This window comes from Rosenbergiella nectarea, assembly GCF_900111105.1.
Classification (GTDB): domain Bacteria; phylum Pseudomonadota; class Gammaproteobacteria; order Enterobacterales; family Enterobacteriaceae; genus Rosenbergiella; species Rosenbergiella nectarea.
Window position 1 is genome coordinate 66381 of the sequence record NZ_FOGC01000007.1, and the last position, 19841, is coordinate 86221.

The window sequence follows — 19841 nt, forward strand, 5'->3', positions numbered from 1 at the left end:
TAAAACTATGTATTTAATTACCTCTATTCATTTCCCTCTATAACCCATGCCCATCTTTTCCATTAGTTTCTCCAGACCTTTCAAGCAGAAAAACAGAGAATGACGATCTGTTAATGTCTTGGCGTTATTTATCAACTGTTTTTGGAAAGCAGAGGAAAATTAAAAATAAATAAGGAATAAAAAAACTAAAAGGATTATCCAGTGTGAATACCCCACATCATCAATTCTTCTGCTAGCGACGGAGACTAGGGGGAGTAAAAAAATAATAAGGGTAAGAGAGTGATCTCATTCAGCGTGGGTGTAAAAGTGTTTAAGTAAAGAGCAAACCAAGATGATTGAAGTAGTAAAAAGAGAGTATAGACTCCCCTACCTTCAACCGCCTGATAATTAGACGTCCGTTTGTAACATCGTAAAACCGCCAGTAATCGTTGCATAAGCGTTTCAAGCATTCATTATAATTAGCGAAGAACTTACCGGTAGGTATTCTGTAATTTTCCGTTATAAATCTTGGAACAATTTTTTCATGAATTCCAGGTAAGCACTATCGGGTACCAAGCTGCTTCACGATTTCACTTTGATGTTTCAGCCTTCAACTTTGCAATGTCGGCGTGAATCTTTTCATATTCGGCGCGTTTCTTAGTATCTGCTCGCATTTTTCTTCCTTTCGGGGTTCGGGCTGCAATCAATTTGCTACCCTGTAAAATGATAGCAGCCCCTTTGGGGCGACATATCAAGTGAAATTACTATTGTGCGATGACATTTAGTTCGACACGTTTTCCAAGTTGAGCAAGCGCAAGTTCAAGCGTTTCAACTTTAGATGAATGCCCAACGTTAAGTAGCCGGTCAATTTGAGGCGGCTTTTGCCCCAATCGGCGAGCCAACTCTGCTTTACGCACCCCATTTTCGACCATTGCGTTATGTAACGCCGCCTTTAATGCCACCAGCACCGGCACGCAAATAAGGTGATCACCTTGTTGCGGTTGCGATGTTACAGGCACAATCCGGCGTTGCTCGATCTCAAGTGCGATAGCGGCAGTTAGCCCATCAACAGATTCGAGTAAGCACTCATCTAGTGTGTCGCCAACGGATGCCATGAGCGGCAAATCACGGCAAGTCGCTAAGTAGCTATCCGTTTCTTCGTCATGCTCAATCTGTAATGCGTATTTGAACATATTAGCTCCGAACAATGTAATAGGACTATCGTTATAGTGAAGGGTATTACAGCCCCAAGTCTTTAATAATCTTCTTTCTTAATGGCTCTGATATTTCCTTGGAACCATAAAAAGGGAAATTTACTGTCTATCCATGTAGTAGGCTTTAAATGACTACTGCCACCTGATGACTTCTCTAACCTCACTCCATGAGCAAGAAGCCAGCGCCTAAACTCACTCTATTTCACAATATTCCTTAGTAAGTTTAGGTTGAAATATACTAACATTTTTATTTATAAAAGCAACATATATGTTGCATTCATGCGGGTGGGTTTTAGGTAAAAAAGCCTCAAAAGAGGCTTTTGGGTTCAGGTTATTGACTCCCTGCCCATCCTAGTGAGAATGTTATATAGGCACAGCGAAGGGGAAAATACAGAGTATTGCTTTCAGGTACATCATCAACACATCCCCAATACCGAAAACAACAAGCGGAATACTGAACGTAAACGCCGCAATGTCTATTCTGCCCTGATTTCTGATGCCATGACAGTGAGGACATACAACGCCAGCATGAGCAATACAGGAGCTATGCCTTACAGCGATGCAATAATAATTAGCTCATTATACTCATGATAGGGAACATTACGTAGTGCCTCAGCATTCCCCTTCTCGTTCACGTCAATGTATCGGGTGATGTCACGTAACCGTGATGCGGCGTTCTGCCCTGCTAGGGGTTGCTGGTGGTAGATAACCCTGATTCCCACATACTAATGCGCGAACCAATATAGGAACCGCTATTTTTCTAAAGAAGAAATGTGAGTTTTATAGACATAGAGAATGACGCGCGCGGGCCGACGTGAAGCATATTGGTGGAGGGAGAAAACGAGTAAAACTCTCGTCAACGACAATTCGATAATGTAAATCCCCCTTTCTGAGAGGTCATTTTGCAGTCGTGTAAGGTAAATACGGATAACCGCTAAGACGCCAGAATATTCCCGCCCTAAAGCCCTAGCGCCTCTTTCACAAAGGGAATCGTTAATTTACGTTGCAGACGGATAGAAGCACGATCAAGCTGATCAAGGGTTTCAAATAGTGTCCGCATTTCACGATCGAGTCGTTTAATCAGAAAGCGTCCAACATCTTCAGGTAGCTCAAAGCCGCGGATCCCGGCGCGCTTCTGTAAAGCGAGCACCTTTTCATCGTCATTAAGCGGTTGTAACCAGTAGATCTGTCCCCAGTCCAGACGAGAGGCCAAATCGGGCAGTTGCAGATCAAGCTGGCGGGGGGGCGCATTACCGCTAATCAATAGCCGCGTTTTCCCGACCTCGAGAATACGGTTGTAGAGATTAAAGATCGCCATTTCCCACTCTTCATCCCCGGCAATGCAGTGAATATTATCGATACACACTAAGGCAAGTTGCTCCATCCCCTCCAGCACTTCTGGCGAAAACCACGTCCGCTTATCCAGTGGAACATAGCCGACGGCCTGCTCACGCGCCGATAACTCACTGCAGGCGGCATGCATTAAGTGACTGCGCCCTGCGCCCTCTCGCGACCAGAAGTAGACGTAACCCCCTTGAGGCTGATTCAGTACCGTAGTAATGGATGCAAGTAATGCAGAGTTTGACCCGGGCCAAAAACTGGAAAAGGTTTCATCGTCAGGTAGATAGAGTGGTAAAGAGAGTTGCGCTGGCGTGTTCAGAATAACCTCAATAATGGGAGCCAGTTAAAATCTCAGCCAGTTTAGCATAAATTTCGCAAAGTGTTGAATGGGCGAGATCACTGTTCGATCTTAAGCTTAACAAGGGGGAAGCAAATATCCTCCCCCTGCTTCGCTATTCTTCCACCGACGCTTCCGGCAGCCAGCGTTCGATCAGATAGAAAATCAGGCTTAAGGCTATCCCGACAATGGTTGCTAAGGCCATGCCTTTCAGTTCAGCCGCACCGATATGAATCGATGCACCGCTCACCCCGACAATAAGGATAATCGCGGTGAGGATGAGGTTTTTCGCTTTACTGTAGTCGACTTTCGCATCAATCAATACTCGAATACCGGAGGCACCGATTACCCCATAAAGCAGCAATGATACGCCGCCCATTACCGAGACGGGGATGGCTTGAATAATCGCTGCCAGTTTGCCGACACAAGATAAGGCAATGGCCATAATGGCTGCCCCACCGATCACCCAAGTGCTATAGACCCGGGTAATTGCCATCACGCCAATATTTTCACCGTAGGTAGTGTTCGGAGTGGAACCAAAGAAACCGGAAAATAGCGTTGAAAGACCGTTCGCCAGCATAGAACGGTGTAGGCCAGGGTAACGGATCAGATCCCGTTTAACAATATTTGCCGTGACGACGAGATGGCCAACGTGCTCGGCAATCACCACCAGCGCGGCGGGCAGTATGGTCAAAATCGCTATCCACTCGAAACGCGGCTGATAAAAGGTCGGTAAGGCAAACCATGCCGCTTGTTGAACCGGTAGCCAATTGACCATTCCTAGACTAGCCGCGACGGCATAACCGACTACCACCCCAATCAAGATGGGGATGATGGCCAAAAATCCTCGAAACAGTACCGCACCAAATACCGTGACCCCTAAGGTAATCATCGAAACGAGTAAAGTATGGCTATCGCTCGCTGCGCCCGGGTCGGTCACTAATCCGGCCATTTTCGCCGCCACGCCCGCTAACTCAAGACCTATGACCGCGATAATCGCCCCCATCGCGGCAGGTGGAAATAATACGTCTAGCCAGCGCGTGCCCGCGAACTTAACAATCAGTCCCACTAAGCAGAATAACGCGCCACAGGCAATAAAGCCCCCTAATGCCACCTCATACCCTTGAGGAAGTAGCAATAATACGGGTGAGATAAAGGCAAAACTCGAGCCAAGATAGGCCGGTATTTTGCCCTTACAGATAAAGAGATAGAGCAGCGTGCCTATTCCATTAAACAGTAAAATTGTCGCAGGATTAACATGAAACAACACCGGAACTAGCACGGTCGAGCCAAACATCGCAAAAAGATGTTGTAGGCTCAGAGGAAGCGTTTGGTGCAGCGGCAAACGCTCATCGACTTCAATAGTACGACGACGCATAGTAACTCCCTGAATAAGACATAAAAAAACCGACCACTGGGTCGGCATTAATCAAAGACGTGCTTATTTGGTACCAAAAATTTTATCGCCTGCATCACCCAATCCTGGAATGATGTATCCCTGCGCATCAAGACCTTGATCGATCGAGGCAGTGTACAGTTCCACATCGGGATGAGCCGCTTCCAACGCAGCAATCCCCTCCGGTGCGGCGACGAGGACCAATACTTTAATCGCTTGGCAGCCGGACTGCTTTAGTAAATCGATCGTCGCAATCATCGATCCGCCTGTTGCCAGCATTGGGTCGACGACTAACGCCATCCGCTCATCCATATTGGAGGCTAATTTTTGGAAATAGGGAACGGGCTCGAGGGTTTTTTCATCACGGTAAACGCCTACCACACTGATCCGAGCGCTAGGCACATGCTCCAGCACCCCTTCCATCATCCCTAATCCGGCACGCAGGATAGGCACCACGGTAATTTTTTTACCTTTAATTTGCTCAATCTCAACGGGGCCGTTCCAACCGTCAACCGTGACGACTTCCGTTTCAAGAGTGGCGGTCGCTTCGTAGGTTAATAAGCTGCCGACTTCAGAGGCCAACTCGCGAAAACGCTTAGTGCTGATCTCATTCTCGCGCATTAATCCGAGTTTATGTCTTACCAGTGGGTGTTTTACTTCAACGATTTTCATATTTTCTCCCCGAGCCAAAAAAAACACACTGCAAAAAAATCGTCGGATTATACCGCTTTTTTGCCCTTGGCGGTATGCACACGGCGAAAAATTGCTGGTTTCTCTGAGAGGAGATCCTTATCTTGTCTGCTTCTTACACTTCCGGCGAAACTGAGGCTCGCAAACGTTTGCGACGACTGTTAGAATAGCCCTGCTCTCATTTTACTACCAACCGCAAATCGCGTGGGGATTCTGCAGTGACCGATAAAACCACTCTTAGTTATAAAGACGCCGGTGTTGATATTGATGCTGGAAATGCACTGGTTGATCGAATTAAAGGTGTTGTGAAAAAGACTCGTCGTCCTGAAGTCATGGGCGGATTAGGCGGATTTGGTGCGCTGTGTTCACTGCCGACTAAGTACCGCGAACCGGTATTAGTCTCTGGCACGGATGGCGTGGGAACCAAACTGCGTCTAGCGATGGACTTAGGCCGTCACGATACTATCGGTATAGATCTGGTCGCGATGTGCGTCAACGATCTGGTGGTACAAGGGGCCGAACCGCTCTTTTTCTTAGATTACTATGCTACCGGCAAACTCGATGTCGAGACGGCAGCATCGGTGATCACCGGGATCGCTGAAGGATGCCAACAATCAGGCTGCGCACTGGTTGGCGGAGAAACGGCTGAGATGCCGGGTATGTATCACGGTGATGATTACGACGTGGCTGGATTTTGTGTCGGTGTCGTCGAAAAATCTGAAATCATCGATGGCAGCAAGGTCGGTGCGGGAGATATATTGATTGCCCTCGGCTCGAGTGGTCCACACTCCAACGGCTACTCTCTCGTCAGAAAAATTCTGGAAGTGAGCCAGACTGATCCACTGACCGAACAACTGAACGGCCAATCCTTAGCCGATCACCTTTTAGCGCCAACGCGTATTTACGTTAAAAATACCCTCGCGTTAATCGAGAAATTCGATATCCATGCTATCGCACACCTGACAGGCGGCGGCTTCTGGGAAAATATTCCTCGTGTACTGCCTGATAATACGCAAGCGGTGATTGATGAAAGCAGCTGGCAATGGCCGGCAGTCTTCGAATGGTTACAAAAAGCGGGCAACGTCAGCCGTCATGAAATGTACCGTACCTTCAACTGTGGTGTCGGTATGATTATCGCCTTGCCCGAGGCGGATGCCGAAGCAGCTATCGCTCACCTACAAGAATTGGGTGAGAATGCTTGGAAGATCGGTCATATCACCGAAGGCAACGAGACTGAGCAGGTCGTTATTGCATGAAACGAATTGTTGTCCTGATCTCCGGGTCAGGCTCCAACTTGCAAGCCATCATTGATGCCTGCCAACTCGGCAGGCTCAAGGCTGAGATTGTCGCGGTATTCAGCAATAAGGCCGACGCTTTCGGTTTACAGCGTGCGCAGCAAGCCGGTATCGCCACCGCTAGCCTCGCTATCGGTGACTATGCAGATCGTGAGGCCTTCGATCAGGCCTTACTGCAACAGATCGATAGCTATCAGCCGGACTTAGTGGTGCTGGCGGGCTATATGCGTATCTTAAGTGCTCCCTTCGTTACGCATTATCGAGGCCGGCTCCTGAATATCCACCCCTCTTTACTCCCTAAATATCCTGGCTTGCATACGCATCGTCGGGTGATTGAGAGTGGTGATAGCCATCACGGGGCAAGTGTCCATTTCGTTACCGAACAACTCGATGGTGGCCCGGTTATTCTGCAAGCCCCCATCCCTATTCTGCCCAACGATACGGAGCAGGATCTCGCTACCCGTCTGCTGAGCAAGGAACATTTGATCTATCCTCGGGTTATTCAGTGGTGGGTGGAAGGACGGGTGGACTTGAGAGAGGATCAGGCTTGTCTTGATGGACAACCGCTTGGCCCCTCGGGGGCGGATTTTACGCCCGATAAGATCGACGGTTAGTTCAGTCCTGTTAAGGCTGCAGAAGAGACACTACACCCCAAGGTTGACGACTCGCTTTGGGGTGTTTTTTTTGGATAGAACTCCGAGCAATTGATGTGAACTCGTCGATTCCTAACTTCATGGATGCTTCTACTCATCTATGATCACTTCGATTCTTTGCACAAGACACTCCTTAAACATAGGTTTATGCCTATATCTTATCGATGAAGCGTTCGGTTTAAATCGGGGCTAATACAACAATATAATAATTCCTCAAATATTATAAACCCAAAGAAGGGTCTCAAGGCCTTTCTTTAACCACACGAGTGTATTCCCTTTTCTATTGGTTACGCTCTCACGTTCCAATCGTCTGTATATTGCACATTACTCTCGACATAACGCCAAGTGATTTTATCGTACCTCAAGGAAACTGACTCCATGTGATTGATCTGCGAGTTGCCCAGCATGGTTGATGCGATACCAGCGAATCTCTGCACTTTTCAGCGTCTGACCAGTCGCGACTGCCTGGTAAAGATAAGGGCTGGAACTATCAAACTCTTTTTCAATCATCATTGGAGAATGGGCACGCTTACCAGTGATCTTACCGTTGGCACTGTCTACCGGAATGTTTACACCATGGCTAAATCCAACAATCTCAATACACCCTTCACGGTCCTGAACGTCTACAGATCCTTTGATCTCTGCACCACCATCGTCTTTAAGCCACATATAAGCGGGAATAGGCATTCTACAAACTCCTTTTGTTTGTGATTTTCTTCTTGATGAACCCGTAGCAAGCAATCGTTAGTAACAGGTTAAAGGCTATAATTGCCGCTATAATGAAAGTCGGATATGTTTCCCCGTAGGGAAAGACAGATTGATAGGGTATAAAGCGGAATAACACCCAAAAAAGAAAAGTAAAACCGAATATTTTCACATACCGTCTTAACGTGGATATAGCCCACTCTTTCGGAAGTCCTGACAGATCAACGTTGCGTGTAATTGTGTTGTAAGCAGTAATAATCGCACTTAGGATCGGCACGCTGATAAGGATGTTGATCAAAATACCACAGTAATCACGAAGCGATTCCCACACTTCTAAATCAGGCTCGCCCAATATGAAGCGAGTAATTTTGCTGGCACTCTGGAAATCGAGTAAACCTATAAGTGGTTCAACTAAACTGTCATAGGGAATTACCTTTACAACGATTAGCATAACGACGGTGAACAATGCTATTTTGATAAACAAACTAAGGCCATGTTTTTTTGCCATTGGCAATCACCTCAATAGTGCCATATGCCTGCAATTTCCTCATGCAAGGAACGTCGATTTTCTGAGTTCGCAGTAGAGCATTGCGTAGCATAGCAAAATCTGCATCGTGCGGCAGAGTGATACAACCTTCTGAGACAACCCCGGGATGTAAACGGAAGTTACCGCGCTTAACACCTTCTATCCATGTGTAATCGTCGATCCCCCAATCATCCCGCCATAGTACAAACCATTGCGAATGTTTGAACGTAGCGCCCCTGGCAAAGTAATTATAGATATCCCGAAGCCCAGTATTTACCTGTGATTTGAGTCCACCTTCTGGACGGTCAACAATCCAGTATTTACCCGCTGGCACTGGTCCCATTTTAGGGATCATTCCACATGCTCCACGATTACGGTATGCACCATCACCAGAGAACGCTAAAAACGTGCCACCCCCCGGAAATGATAAAGGAGAGTAATGTCCATCATTGATGATAAACTTTCCATGTAGAGCCATAAACCACCCAATACCCTTTGAGATTTTGTGGGTATAATACGCCTTGTTTAGTTGGTGCTCCAGACTAACTCTCTTATTTAGGTAATAGTGTCATTATGCGCTGTGTCGGTTATACCAATAGGGATCATTAATGGCACTGTAAATCTGGCCACCTAACTAAAGGTGATATGCTCACCTCAACATAAAACAGGTAACTTAATGAAAAAGAGAACTAAGCGTACTTTTATCCCTGAGGTCAGGATGGAATGTACACAGCTTATCGTTGATAAAGACTATTCCTATCGGTAAGCCAGTGGCGAGGAAAGTGCTGGGATAATAGCCCTACGGAGCGCTACTTCCGTAGTCATAAAACAGAATGGCTGACGTTAAAGGGTTACTCAGGCGAACTCGAAGCCAGGCAGCAAATTAGTGGTTATAGAGTGAACTACTATAACAACATCAGACCTCACCCTTATAACGGGGGCCTGACGCCGGAAGCGTCAGTGAACAAATACCATTTTCACGGTAAAACCGTGGCGACAATTACTTGACCACTACACCTTGAGAGAGTGATGCAAAGACTCGATAAAAGCTTATTTCATCTAAAGACGGAGAAAAACATTGTCGGACGTTCAAAAAGCCGCCTATCTTAATAGTCGGCTATTCATCACGACATCTAGCCAAGCACTAAAGACTGAGCCCCCAAAAACTGAACTCAGTCCTTACTTTATTTAATCACCCACTTCTCGCAGGCAATTTACTTGAACATGCCTTTAACCGCTACTTGGCTAAATTAACAAAACGAATATGCGTTGGCGTACCGATTTGCAAGGTTGCACCCGTTGGTGACAGCTCACCGGTCTCGAGATCGCGCGCAAACTCCACGACGTTATTCGAGTAAACGTTCGCCACGAACAGATAACGACCCGTCGCATCAAAGGTAAAGTCGCGCGGCTCTACGCCACCTGCGGAATAGGTCTTGGACGCAGAAAGTTTTCCTGTCGCCTTATCCACCGCATAACGAACAATCTGGTTTTTCTCGCCACGGTTGCCTACATATAAGAAACGACCATCTGGCGACAGTGACAGACCTGCTCCACTCATATCGCCTGGCTTAGTCGAGTCGGTCAGCTTCTCAGATTGCAGTAGCTCAGTCTTACCTTGGTTAAAAGAGTAAACCTTAACCTGGGCCGACATCTCTGTAGTGATATAGAGGTATTTCCCATCGGCGGAGAATAGGCTATGACGTGGGCCATCCCCTTCTGGGAAGTTAATCGTCTTATCGGCCAGTAAGCTGAAAGGCTCTTTCGCTTTCGCATCGTAGTGGTAGACGTGGATCTTGTCCGCGCCCAAGTCGGCGGCTAACACATATTGGCCATCAATACTGAACGTGACGGAGTGTGCATGCCCGGAGGATTGACGTTCGGCGACTTTATTGCTGCCTTGGTTGTAAGGGAAGAATTGCTGAGTCTTTCCTAGGCGGCCATCACTCTGTACAGGAATGGCGCTCACACCCGCTTGGCCGTCTTTCGCCGAGTAATTCGCCACGAGTAGATAGCGTCCATCGCGGCTTAGTGCGGAATGGGTCGGGTGCATACCGCTGCTGTCGATGGTGTTTAGTAAGGTTAGCTCACCATTTTTTCCTAAATGGTATGCACTCACCTTTCCGTCATCGACTTCGTTAACCACATAGACGCGCTGGTGTGGGGCATCGATCGTTAACCATGAAGGGCTCTCTGCTGGCGTTAAGGCAATCGGCATCATGCTGCCGTTGGCCGAAAGACGCACAGTGTAGATGCCTTGGCTAGGATAAAAGGCTTTCTGAACGCGAGCGCCCTGCGCTTCGCCGGTCCAAGAGCCGACTAAAAAGGTTTGTTCAGCCACGGCAGGTTGTTGGTTTAATAATCGCGCTTCGTCGGCGCTGGCTGCGTGGTTGAAAATCAATGCGGCGGTAATCCCTAGGTATTTTTTCATTAATATCTCCTAACAATTAAACAAGACTTAAGAGTGGCGTAACTCGTGGCAATTGGCAAATAAAAATGCCTTATTAATCATCCATAGACAAATGCGGTGATTGATCGCCATAATGGCTACGAGAAATTGCAGTCTGCGTTCTGTTAAGATCAACGGAGTCAGGATGGGTCAAGAAAAGCTGTATCTAGATAAAGAAATCAGTTGGTTAGCCTTTAACGAGCGCGTGTTACAGGAAGCCGCTGATAAACGCAATCCGCTTATTGAACGTATGCGCTTTTTAGGGATCTATTCCAGCAATTTAGAAGAATTCTACAAAGTCCGTTTCGCTGATCTAAAACGGAGAATTTTAATCGGTGAAGAGCAAGGCAGCTATAACGTTCCGCGCCACCTACTCAAGAAAATCCAACAACGGGTGGTCGTGGCGGATCAGGAGTTTGATATCCTGTATAACGATCTGCTGTTGGAAATGGCTAGAAATCAAATATTTCTGGTTAATGAGCGCCAGCTCTCCGCGAATCAACAACATTGGTTGAAGATCTATTTTAACCAAGAGCTGCGTCAGCATGTCACCCCAATTGTCCTCAATGCCGAAACCGATTTAACCCAATTCTTGAAGGATGACTACACCTATCTCGCGGTGGAGATTATTCATCAGCAAGATCGCCAATACGCCTTACTGGAAATTCCGTCGGATAAAGTGCCGCGGTTTATCGATCTGCCTGCCGAGCCGCCTCGGCGTCGAAAGCCTATGATCCTGCTCGATAATATCATGCGCTACTGCTTAGATGATATTTTCAAAGGCTTTTTCGATTACGACCAACTTAACGCCTATTCGATGAAGATGACCCGTGATGCGGAATATGATCTGGTCACGGAGATGGAATCGAGTCTGCTAGAGCTAATGTCATCCAGCCTGAAACAACGTCTAACGGCCGAGCCGGTTCGTTTTGTTTATCAACGGGATATGCCGTCCGACATGGTGTCGTTGCTGTGTGAACAGCTATCGATCACCAATTTCGACTCGATTTTACCCGGTGGTCGCTACCATAACTTTAAAGACTTTATTAAATTTCCCAATGTCGGGAAATCGAATCTCGAAAATAAAGCGCTGCCCCCTATTCGCCACAAAGGGTTCAATCCATTCCGTAATGGCTTTGATGCGATCCGTGACCGAGATATTTTGCTCTACTACCCTTACCACACGTTTGAGCATGTCTTGGAGTTCCTACGTCAGGCCTCGTTCGATCCCAGCGTCTTAGCCATCAAGATTAATATCTATCGTGTGGCTAAAGATTCTCGGATTATGGACGCGATGATCCATGCGGCGCACAACGGCAAAAAAGTGACGGTGGTGGTCGAACTCCAGGCGCGCTTCGATGAAGAAGCCAATATCTATTGGGCTAAACGCCTCACCGAAGCTGGGGTCCACGTTATTTTCTCCGCTCCCGGATTAAAAATTCACGCCAAACTCTTCTTAATCACTCGCCGAGAAGGTGACAAAGTGATCCGTTATGCGCATATCGGTACCGGTAACTTTAATGAGCGCACGGCAAGAACCTATACGGATTACTCCCTGCTCTCCAGTGATGCGCGGATCACTAATGAAGTGCGGCGGGTGTTTAACTTTATTGAAAACCCCTATCGACCGGTCCATTTCGACTATTTAATGGTGTCACCGCAGAATACGCGCCAGACCCTCTACCGACTGATCGATACCGAAATTGCTCACGCCCAGCAAGGCCTGCCGGCAGCGATCACCCTAAAAATTAATAATCTCGTCGATAACGGCTTAATCGATCGTCTGTACGCTGCCTCCGGGGCTGGCGTAAAAGTCAATCTATTGATCCGGGGCATGTGCTCACTCATCCCTAATATTGAAGGGATTAGCGAAAACATTCATATCTACAGTATTATTGACCGCTTTCTTGAGCACGACCGCGTGTATGTGTTCGAAAATAATGGTGACCCGAAAGTCTTCCTTTCGTCGGCAGATTGGATGACACGCAATATTGATAACCGTATCGAAGTTGCGGTGACTATCCTCGATCCCAAGGTCAAACAACAGATTTTAGAGATCATCGCGATTCTGTTTAGTGACACAGTTAAAGCAAGAATTATTGATAAAGAGTTAACAAACCGCTATCGTCCGCGCGGTAACCGCCGTAAGGTTCGGGCGCAGATTGCCATTTATAATTATATTAATACCATTGAAAACACCGACTAACTTATGCCTATAAGCCAACATAGCCCTGAAAAACCTCAAGAATTTGCCGCCATAGATTTGGGATCGAACAGCTTCCATATGGTCATCGCACGCGTGGTAGATGGTGCCATTCAAGTTCTTGGCCGTTTAAAACAACGCGTTCATCTCGCTGATGCGATTACCCTTGATAATCAACTCACCGAAGAAGGTATTGAGCGTGGATTAAGTGTGCTTGCGCTCTTTGCGGAACGCCTTCAGGGCTTTGACCCCGCCAATGTGTCGATTGTTGGCACACACACGTTACGGGTCGTCGACAACGCAGAAGAATTCCTTAAGCGTGCTGCGGATGTGATCCCGTACCCCATTGATGTGATCTCGGGGAATGAAGAAGCGCGCCTTATCTTTATGGGCGTAGAACATACCCAGCCAGAGAAAGGCCGCAAGTTAGTGATCGATATTGGTGGCGGATCAACTGAGCTGGTGATTGGCGAAGATTTCGAACCGCAGCTTATCGAAAGTCGCCGTATGGGGTGCGTGAGTTTCAGTAAACTCTATTTTCCCGGCGGTAAAATCAGCCCAGATAATTTCCGCCGAGCTCGCCTTGCAGCAGTCCATAAATTAGAAACCCTAGCCTGCCAGTACCGTCAAGCCGGTTGGCAAGTGGCGATGGGCGCTTCCGGCAGCATCAAAGCCGCCTGTGAAGTCTTGGCAGCGCTGGGTGAAAAAGAAAAAGTGATCACCCGCGATAGCCTCGCCTTACTCTGGGAGAAGATTAGCCATTTCGATTCTATGGATGAGCTGGAGCTACCGGGTCTTTCCGAGGATCGAAAATCAGTCTTTATCCCGGGGCTGGCGATCCTCTGCGGTATCTTCGATGCACTGCAAATTAAAGAGTTGCTCTACTCAGACGGTGCGCTGCGTGAAGGCGTTCTGTATGAGATGGAAGGTCGTTTTCGCCATCAGGATATCCGTAAACGTACCGCACTGAGTCTGGCCGAGCATTATGTCGTCGATCGCGACCAAGCCAAGCAGGTATTGGAAACCACCCGTTTACTGCACCGTCAGTGGGAAAAACAGAATCCGAAGCTGGCCAATAAAGCCCTCACCGCGTTGTTAGAGTGGGCCGCCATGTTGCATGAGGTGGGATTGACCATCAATCACAGCGCCATGCAGCGCCATTCGGCCTATATTTTACAACACTCGAATATGCCGGGCTTTAGTCAGCAGCAGCAACTGTTACTGGCAACCCTAGTACGTTTTCATCGTAAAGGGATTAAAACCGACGATGTACCCCGTTTTACCGCGTTCAAGCGTAAGCAATTTTTACCGTTAATTTTTCTGCTACGCTTAGCCATCCTATTGAACAATCAGCGTCAAGCGACCACGCGTCCAGAAAAACTGTTACTGCATACCGACGAAGGTCACTGGACGCTGATCTTCCCGAAAGAGTATTTCAACCAAAATGCCCTGGTGCAATTAGATTTGGAACGCGAGCAGGCCTATTGGTCTGAAGTCACCGGCTGGCAGTTGAATTTAAGCGAAGAAAAATAGCGCTTTACGCTGAGGTAAGTATGACAACAGGTCCAAAAGTAGAGGCTCTGCCGCCGATCGATGTGGCGGCTCCCCATCCCGAAGTCGTCGCGTTAGTACCTCGATTGGTCGAGGGAGAGATTTTGGATCTTGGCTGTGGATCCGGTCGGCATGCTCTTTACCTGCAGCAGCAGGGCTTTCCCGTCACCGCATGGGATAACGACCTGCAGGTCGTGCAACACTTAACGCTGCTGTGCGCCCAGGCTGCGCTTAAGGGACTCACTGTTGCAACGCCCGATCTGAATCATCACCGGTTTAATGGCCAGTACCACGCTATTCTGGCAGTGGACACCTTAATGTATTTGGAACCCTCGGTCATTGCTCAGTTAATTGCCGATATGCAAGCAGCCACCCTTAAAGGGGGATACAACCTTATCGTCTGCCCGATGCGCGACGAACAGCAAACAAGCCCGGTCGAGTTCCCGTTTAGCTTCAGTTCAGGCGAGTTAAGCCATTATTATCGGCGTTGGCATATTGTTCATTATCATGAAAAGCTGGCGACTTGGACACCTCCCACCTCGCCGACTGAACCGATATCGCTACGCTTTGCAACCTTATTGGCGCAAAAAATCTCAATTAAAGAGTTGTAATCTTTCGGGGGGAAGATGCGGGTTACTGTCTTCCCTCCGCTAACCATGGAACCTTTTTGATGAATAACTCACCCTTAAGTCGTCAGAAAAAGAAAAGCGGATCATTGATTCGAATTGTCTTCTGGTTAAGTCTAGTATTATTGGTAGCACGACTGATATGGGTCCTCCCTGCTGCGTTCGACCATCACCAGGCTAAACAGCAAAGTGCCGGAGCGGAACCGAAGGTCTCAGCCCCTTCTCAGGCTACGCCTAGCCCCTAATTTATGACAGTAAGGATACCTTAGCCCTGCTGAGAATCACAAAGGATGTAATATGTCAGAAGTGTATAGCCAGTTACTGGCCCAACGCCGCCAGAAAATTTTGGAGTTAGTGCTTAACAACCCATTATTGGTTGATAGCCTGCTCGATCCTGAGAAAAAGCTTAACGACTCACACGTTGAACAGGTCGCCCAACAGAAGCAGCTACTGGTCGAAACCATTCTGGTGCTCCATGCTGCGGATATCGCGGATATTTTGGAATCAATGCCAGAAGAGGCGCGGCAAGCAGTATGGCAAATCATCCCTGTGGAAAATCGTGGGCGGATCTTAGTCGAAGCTTCTGAAACGGTCTGGGAAAGCCTAATTGAATGTATGAGCGATAAGCAGACTCTACAAGCTATCGCTCCCCTCGACCTTGATGATCAGGCTTGGTTATCGCGCTTTTTATCGCGCGATCTGACCGGGAAATTATTAACCGGCCTCGAGCCTAAGCAACGCGCGCGTATTTTACAACTGATCGGTAAAGATCGCGGTGGCGTGGCGCAGGTGATGGACTTCAACATTATCACGGTCCGGCCGAATGTCAGCCTTGGCGTAGTTCAGCGCTATTTACGTCATCTGAAGAAAATTCAAAGTGGTACCGATAAGATTTTTATTATCGATCACCAAAATCAGCTGCTAGGCGAACTGCTTCTTACCGATATTTTGCTGCACACACCCCACGCGCAGGTACTGGATGTGATGAATCCTCATCCGGTGACCTTCCAGCTCGATGAGCAGGCTGAAAATGCCGCCAGTGCCTTCGAACGGTATAATCTCATCTCCGCAGCAGTCACCGATGGTGAAGGTAAGCTGATTGGCCGGATTGCGATCGAAGATATCATCGACTTGGTCAATCAAGAGAATGAGAACAACATCCGGAAAATGGGCGGGATACGTGAAGAAGAAGACGTGTTTGCCCCGGTTGCCAAATCGGTTAGAAACCGGTGGGCGTGGTTAGCCCTTAATCTCTGTACCGCCTTTGTTGCCTCTCGGGTAATCGGTTTATTTGAAGATACCATTGCTCACCTTGTCGCGTTGGCCACCTTAATGCCGATTGTCGCCGGAATTGGCGGTAATACCGGTAATCAGACCATTACCATGATTGTACGTGCCTTAGCCTTGCATCAGATCGAGCCGAGTAACTTCTCGTTTCTCTTTTTGCGAGAAATAGGCGTTGCGCTGATCAACGGTATTCTCTGGGGCGGCGTGATGGGCGGCATCACTTACCTGATGTATCACAACCTCGCCCTCAGTGGCGTGATGATGCTGGCGATGGTACTTAACCTACTACTGGCCGCCTTTATGGGGGTTATGATCCCACTGATTATGACCAAACTTAAACGTGACCCGGCAATCGGGTCTAGCGTACTGATTACCGCCACCACCGATACGGGCGGTTTCTTTATTTTCTTAGGATTAGCCACGCTGTTCTTACTGCATTAATCCCCGGGGGCACGGTTCCCGCCGTGCCCCCCGCGTGTAGATTTTTATTCACTGAATGATGGAACCGGTTTTTGATTAGCCATCAGAACCATTGCTGCGCTTAGGGGCAAAAATGTTTCAAAATTTAATTATTCAAATAAATGAATAATTAATCCAAATCAGGCTAACTAATCATTGCCCCCCCACCAAAAAGGCTCTATATTGGCCGCGCTTTTTTTAGCACACACTTTTACTTATTTTATTTAATCAATTGGGACTGAGCGCAGTCTTGGTTGTGGGAGAGATATGATGACGGATAAGGTCCGTATTGAAACTTTAGATGCCACCTCTTTCAAGGGGAACAACGATCAATTCTTGGCGCGTCAAGCAGAGTTTGAATCGAATGTCAGAAGTTATCCACGCAAGTTACCTTTAGCGATTGCTAAGGCCAACGGCGTCTGGATTACCGACGTTGAGAACAAAGATTATCTTGACTGTCTGGCTGGAGCAGGAACCTTAGCATTAGGCCATAACCATCCTGATGTCCTGCAAAGCATCCAAAATGTTATAAGCAGCGGCTTACCGTTACACACTCTTGATCTAACGACTCCGTTAAAAGATCAATTCTCAGAATATCTCCTCTCTTTGCTCCCTCACCAGGGTAAAGATTATTGTCTGCAATTCACCGGACCAACCGGTGCAGATGCTGTCGAAGCTGCCCTCAAACTGGCGAAAAAGACCACGGGCAGAAACAGCGTCATTAGCTTCTCTGGCGGCTACCATGGCATGACCCACGGTGCGCTATCGGTTACCGGAAACCTGGGACCGAAAGAAGCAACCAGCGGCATGATGACTGAAGTTCAGTTTATGCCTTACCCACACCTCTATCGCTGCCCGCTGGGGATTGGCGGTCAAGCCGGTATCGATGCGTTGAGCTACTACTTCGAAAATCTGATTAATGATGTCGAAAGTGGTGTCCGTAAGCCCGCCGCGGTGATCTTAGAAGCCGTTCAAGGCGAAGGTGGCGTTAACCCAGCCCCTATCGAGTGGTTACAACGTATTCGTAAAGTCACTCAAGAGCACGGTATTCTGTTAATTATCGATGAAGTGCAAGCAGGTTTTGCTCGCACCGGCCGTTTCTTTGCCTTCGAGCACGCGGGAATCGAACCCGATATTATCGTGATGTCTAAAGCCGTTGGCGGTGGTTTGCCCCTCGCGGTACTGGGTATTAAGAAAGAGTTTGATGCATGGTCACCGGGTCACCATAGCGGGACTTTCCGCGGTAACCAACTGGCGATGGCCACCGGTCTTACCACGCTGAAAATCTTGAAAGAGCAAGATATTGCCGGTCAAGTGGCGGTTAAAGGCGAGTGGTTGAAAGCGCAGTTAACCCAATTGCAAAAACGCTTCCCACAAATCGGTCATATCCGTGGCTTAGGCTTAATGATCGGCATGGAAATTGTGAAACCACAAGAACCGACCGACCACCTAGGCTGCTACCCTGCTGACCCGGAGTTAGCGGTATTGCTGCAGAAGAAATGCTTCGAAGCGGGGTTGATCTTAGAACGCGGTGGACGCCACGGTTGCGTCTTACGTTTACTGCCGTCGCTGCTGATCAGCCAAGTTGAATTGACCTTATTCCTCGAAAAATTCGAGCAAGCGCTGTTAAGTGCTGGCCTTCAACCTCAGGGATAAGACAACAATGTCGACGACTAACACTATTCTGACCGGTACGCCTGAAAGCCTTCAGGCCTACCAAGAAGTAATGACCCAGAGCCAGCAAGCGGTTGCCGCTTGGCTGCAACAGCCGGACATGTATCAAGGTAAATCCGTCGCGGAGCTACGCGAGCGGATCGCCTTGCACTTCACGCCGGAAGGGTTAGGGAATAAACAAGCCATCGATCGCGCTGTCGAATATTTCTTAAAAGACAGCCTAGCGGTCCATCACCCACAGTGTGTGGCGCATTTACATTGCCCAAGTTTGGTCATTAGCCAAGCGGCGGAAGTGTTTATCAACGCCACAAACCAAAGTATGGACTCGTGGGATCAAAGCCCGTCTGCCACCATTATGGAAGTGAAACTGGTCGAATGGCTACGCAGCCAAATCGGCTACCCGGCGGGTGACGCCGGGGTTTTCACCAGTGGTGGAACCCAAAGCAATATGATGGGGCTGATGTTGGCCCGCGATGCGTTTTTCGCACGCCGTGGCCACTCTATCCAACAAGACGGCTTACCGAATAACCTGCGTAACTATAAAGTTTTCTGCTCTGAGCACGCGCATTTCTCTGTGCAGAAAAATATGGCCCTGATGGGTCATGGTTACCAGTCGGTCGTGCAGATCAAAACCGATGAGTATTCGCGTATCGATCTTAATGATCTCTTGGAAAAGCTGGCGACCACGAAAAGCCAAGGCGAGGAAGTCATGGCTATCGTCGCCACCGCAGGAACGACCGATGCGGGGGCGATCGATAATCTTACGGCTATCACCACCTTAGCGCATGAGCAAAATATCTGGGTACACGTCGATGCAGCATGGGGCGGAGCCTTATTACTTTCGGAGAAATATCGTCACTGGCTAGCCGGTTTAGAACAGGCTGACTCTGTCACCTTAGATTTCCATAAGCAATATTTCCAAACCATCAGTTGCGGCGCGTTCTTACTGAAAGATCCTAAGCACTACGAGTTAATGCGCTACCAAGCAGCGTATCTCAACTCAGAGTTCGATGAAGCACAAGGTGTCCCTAACTTGGTGTCGAAATCATTGCAAACTACCCGCCGTTTCGATGCTTTGAAACTGTGGATGGGTCTTGAGGCGCTCGGGCAAAAGCAGTATGCCGCGATCATTGATAACGGTGTGAGCTTAGCGCAAGACGTTGCGGCGTATGTTGAGAGCATGACCGAGGTTGAATTGGTGATGAAGCCTCAGCTGGCGAGTGTCCTGTTCCGCGTTCGTCGTGAGGGCTTAGACGATCAACAGACTGCGCTGTTTAACCAAAAGATTGGCGATGCACTGCTGGATTCCGGACGGGCGAATGTCGGTGTCACCGAACATAACGGTGTGACCTGCCTGAAATTGACCTTATTGAATCCAACCGTGACGTTAGACGATATTAAAACGCTGTTAGCGTTAGTCTTACAAACGGCAGAAGCACTGTAGCGACACCGCAAG

Annotated in this window: 17 protein-coding genes and 2 pseudogenes; 10 read left to right on the top strand and 9 right to left on the bottom strand. The window is 48.2% G+C overall.

All coding sequences use genetic code 11. The features are described 5' to 3' along the window. Positions 1-159: 159 nt before the first annotated feature. From BMX14_RS17245 to upp, 5 genes are all read right to left on the bottom strand, one after another. Complete coding sequence (locus tag BMX14_RS17245) at positions 160-267, bottom strand: hypothetical protein (protein ID WP_456238913.1); 108 nt, start codon at positions 265-267, stop codon at positions 160-162. Between the two features lie 476 nt (positions 268-743). Then, positions 744-1172, bottom strand: coding sequence for a type II toxin-antitoxin system HicB family antitoxin (locus tag BMX14_RS09700; RefSeq protein WP_092676152.1), 429 nt, complete (start codon positions 1170-1172; stop codon positions 744-746). A 979-nt stretch (positions 1173-2151) separates the two neighbouring features. Then, the gene (hda, locus tag BMX14_RS09705; protein ID WP_092676155.1) at positions 2152-2868 is read right to left on the bottom strand and encodes a DnaA inactivator Hda; all 717 of its coding nucleotides are present in this window, start codon (positions 2866-2868) and stop codon (positions 2152-2154) included. A gap of 118 nt (positions 2869-2986) precedes the next feature. Further along, complete coding sequence (gene uraA / locus BMX14_RS09710) at positions 2987-4249, bottom strand: uracil permease (protein ID WP_092676158.1); 1263 nt, start codon at positions 4247-4249, stop codon at positions 2987-2989. 63 nt (positions 4250-4312) lie between these two features. Beyond that, the gene (gene upp, locus BMX14_RS09715; protein ID WP_092676161.1) at positions 4313-4939 is read right to left on the bottom strand and encodes a uracil phosphoribosyltransferase; all 627 of its coding nucleotides are present in this window, start codon (positions 4937-4939) and stop codon (positions 4313-4315) included. Positions 4940-5175: 236 nt separating this feature from the next. Between upp and purM the strand changes: the two genes are divergently transcribed. After that, positions 5176-6213 carry a phosphoribosylformylglycinamidine cyclo-ligase gene (gene purM / locus BMX14_RS09720; protein ID WP_092676163.1) on the top strand — a complete coding sequence of 346 codons (1038 nt, stop codon included), beginning with the start codon at positions 5176-5178 and terminating at the stop codon, positions 6211-6213. Further along, on the top strand, positions 6210-6866 hold the full coding sequence (gene purN, locus BMX14_RS09725) for a phosphoribosylglycinamide formyltransferase (protein WP_092676166.1): 657 nt from the start codon (positions 6210-6212) through the stop codon (positions 6864-6866). Before purM ends, purN begins: the two co-directional genes overlap by 4 nt. A gap of 326 nt (positions 6867-7192) precedes the next feature. Here purN and BMX14_RS09730 read toward each other — a convergent pair. From BMX14_RS09730 to BMX14_RS09740, 3 genes and pseudogenes are all read right to left on the bottom strand, one after another. Continuing rightward, positions 7193-7592 (bottom strand): annotated as a pseudogene (locus BMX14_RS09730) (Hcp family type VI secretion system effector). Between the two features lies 1 nt (position 7593). Continuing rightward, positions 7594-8118, bottom strand: coding sequence for a hypothetical protein (locus tag BMX14_RS09735; protein WP_092676169.1), 525 nt, complete (start codon positions 8116-8118; stop codon positions 7594-7596). After that, positions 8096-8614 carry a DUF2778 domain-containing protein gene (locus BMX14_RS09740; protein WP_092676172.1) on the bottom strand — a complete coding sequence of 173 codons (519 nt, stop codon included), beginning with the start codon at positions 8612-8614 and terminating at the stop codon, positions 8096-8098. The genes BMX14_RS09735 and BMX14_RS09740 overlap by 23 nt, the downstream gene beginning before the upstream one ends. A 269-nt stretch (positions 8615-8883) precedes the next feature. Here BMX14_RS09740 and BMX14_RS16430 point away from each other — a divergent pair. Further along, positions 8884-9144 (top strand): annotated as a pseudogene (locus BMX14_RS16430) (integrase core domain-containing protein); the annotation flags it as partial. A 229-nt stretch (positions 9145-9373) separates the two neighbouring features. Here the strand turns inward: BMX14_RS16430 and BMX14_RS09750 are convergent. Further along, the gene (locus BMX14_RS09750; RefSeq protein WP_092676177.1) at positions 9374-10567 is read right to left on the bottom strand and encodes a lactonase family protein; all 1194 of its coding nucleotides are present in this window, start codon (positions 10565-10567) and stop codon (positions 9374-9376) included. 163 nt (positions 10568-10730) lie between these two features. Here BMX14_RS09750 and ppk1 point away from each other — a divergent pair, with 163 nt between their 5' ends. The 7 genes from ppk1 (at position 10731) to BMX14_RS09785 (ending at position 19829) form a co-directional block, all read left to right on the top strand. Continuing rightward, complete coding sequence (ppk1, locus tag BMX14_RS09755; RefSeq protein WP_092676181.1) at positions 10731-12791, top strand: polyphosphate kinase 1; 2061 nt, start codon at positions 10731-10733, stop codon at positions 12789-12791. A 3-nt stretch (positions 12792-12794) separates the two neighbouring features. Further along, the gene (locus BMX14_RS09760) at positions 12795-14321 is read left to right on the top strand and encodes an exopolyphosphatase (protein ID WP_092676183.1); all 1527 of its coding nucleotides are present in this window, start codon (positions 12795-12797) and stop codon (positions 14319-14321) included. Between the two features lie 20 nt (positions 14322-14341). Continuing rightward, positions 14342-14950 (top strand): methyltransferase domain-containing protein, encoded by a 609-nt coding sequence (locus BMX14_RS09765; protein WP_092676186.1) that lies wholly within the window; start codon positions 14342-14344, stop codon positions 14948-14950. 59 nt (positions 14951-15009) lie between these two features. Next, on the top strand, positions 15010-15210 hold the full coding sequence (locus BMX14_RS09770) for a YfgG family protein (RefSeq protein ID WP_092676189.1): 201 nt from the start codon (positions 15010-15012) through the stop codon (positions 15208-15210). A gap of 52 nt (positions 15211-15262) precedes the next feature. Beyond that, positions 15263-16693, top strand: a complete 1431-nt coding sequence (locus BMX14_RS09775; RefSeq protein WP_092676192.1) for a magnesium transporter — start codon at positions 15263-15265, stop codon at positions 16691-16693. A gap of 285 nt (positions 16694-16978) precedes the next feature. Next, positions 16979-18367, top strand: a complete 1389-nt coding sequence (locus tag BMX14_RS09780) for a diaminobutyrate--2-oxoglutarate transaminase (protein ID WP_092676195.1) — start codon at positions 16979-16981, stop codon at positions 18365-18367. A 7-nt stretch (positions 18368-18374) separates the two neighbouring features. Beyond that, positions 18375-19829 (top strand): pyridoxal phosphate-dependent decarboxylase family protein, encoded by a 1455-nt coding sequence (locus BMX14_RS09785; RefSeq protein ID WP_092676197.1) that lies wholly within the window; start codon positions 18375-18377, stop codon positions 19827-19829. Positions 19830-19841 lie beyond the last annotated feature (12 nt).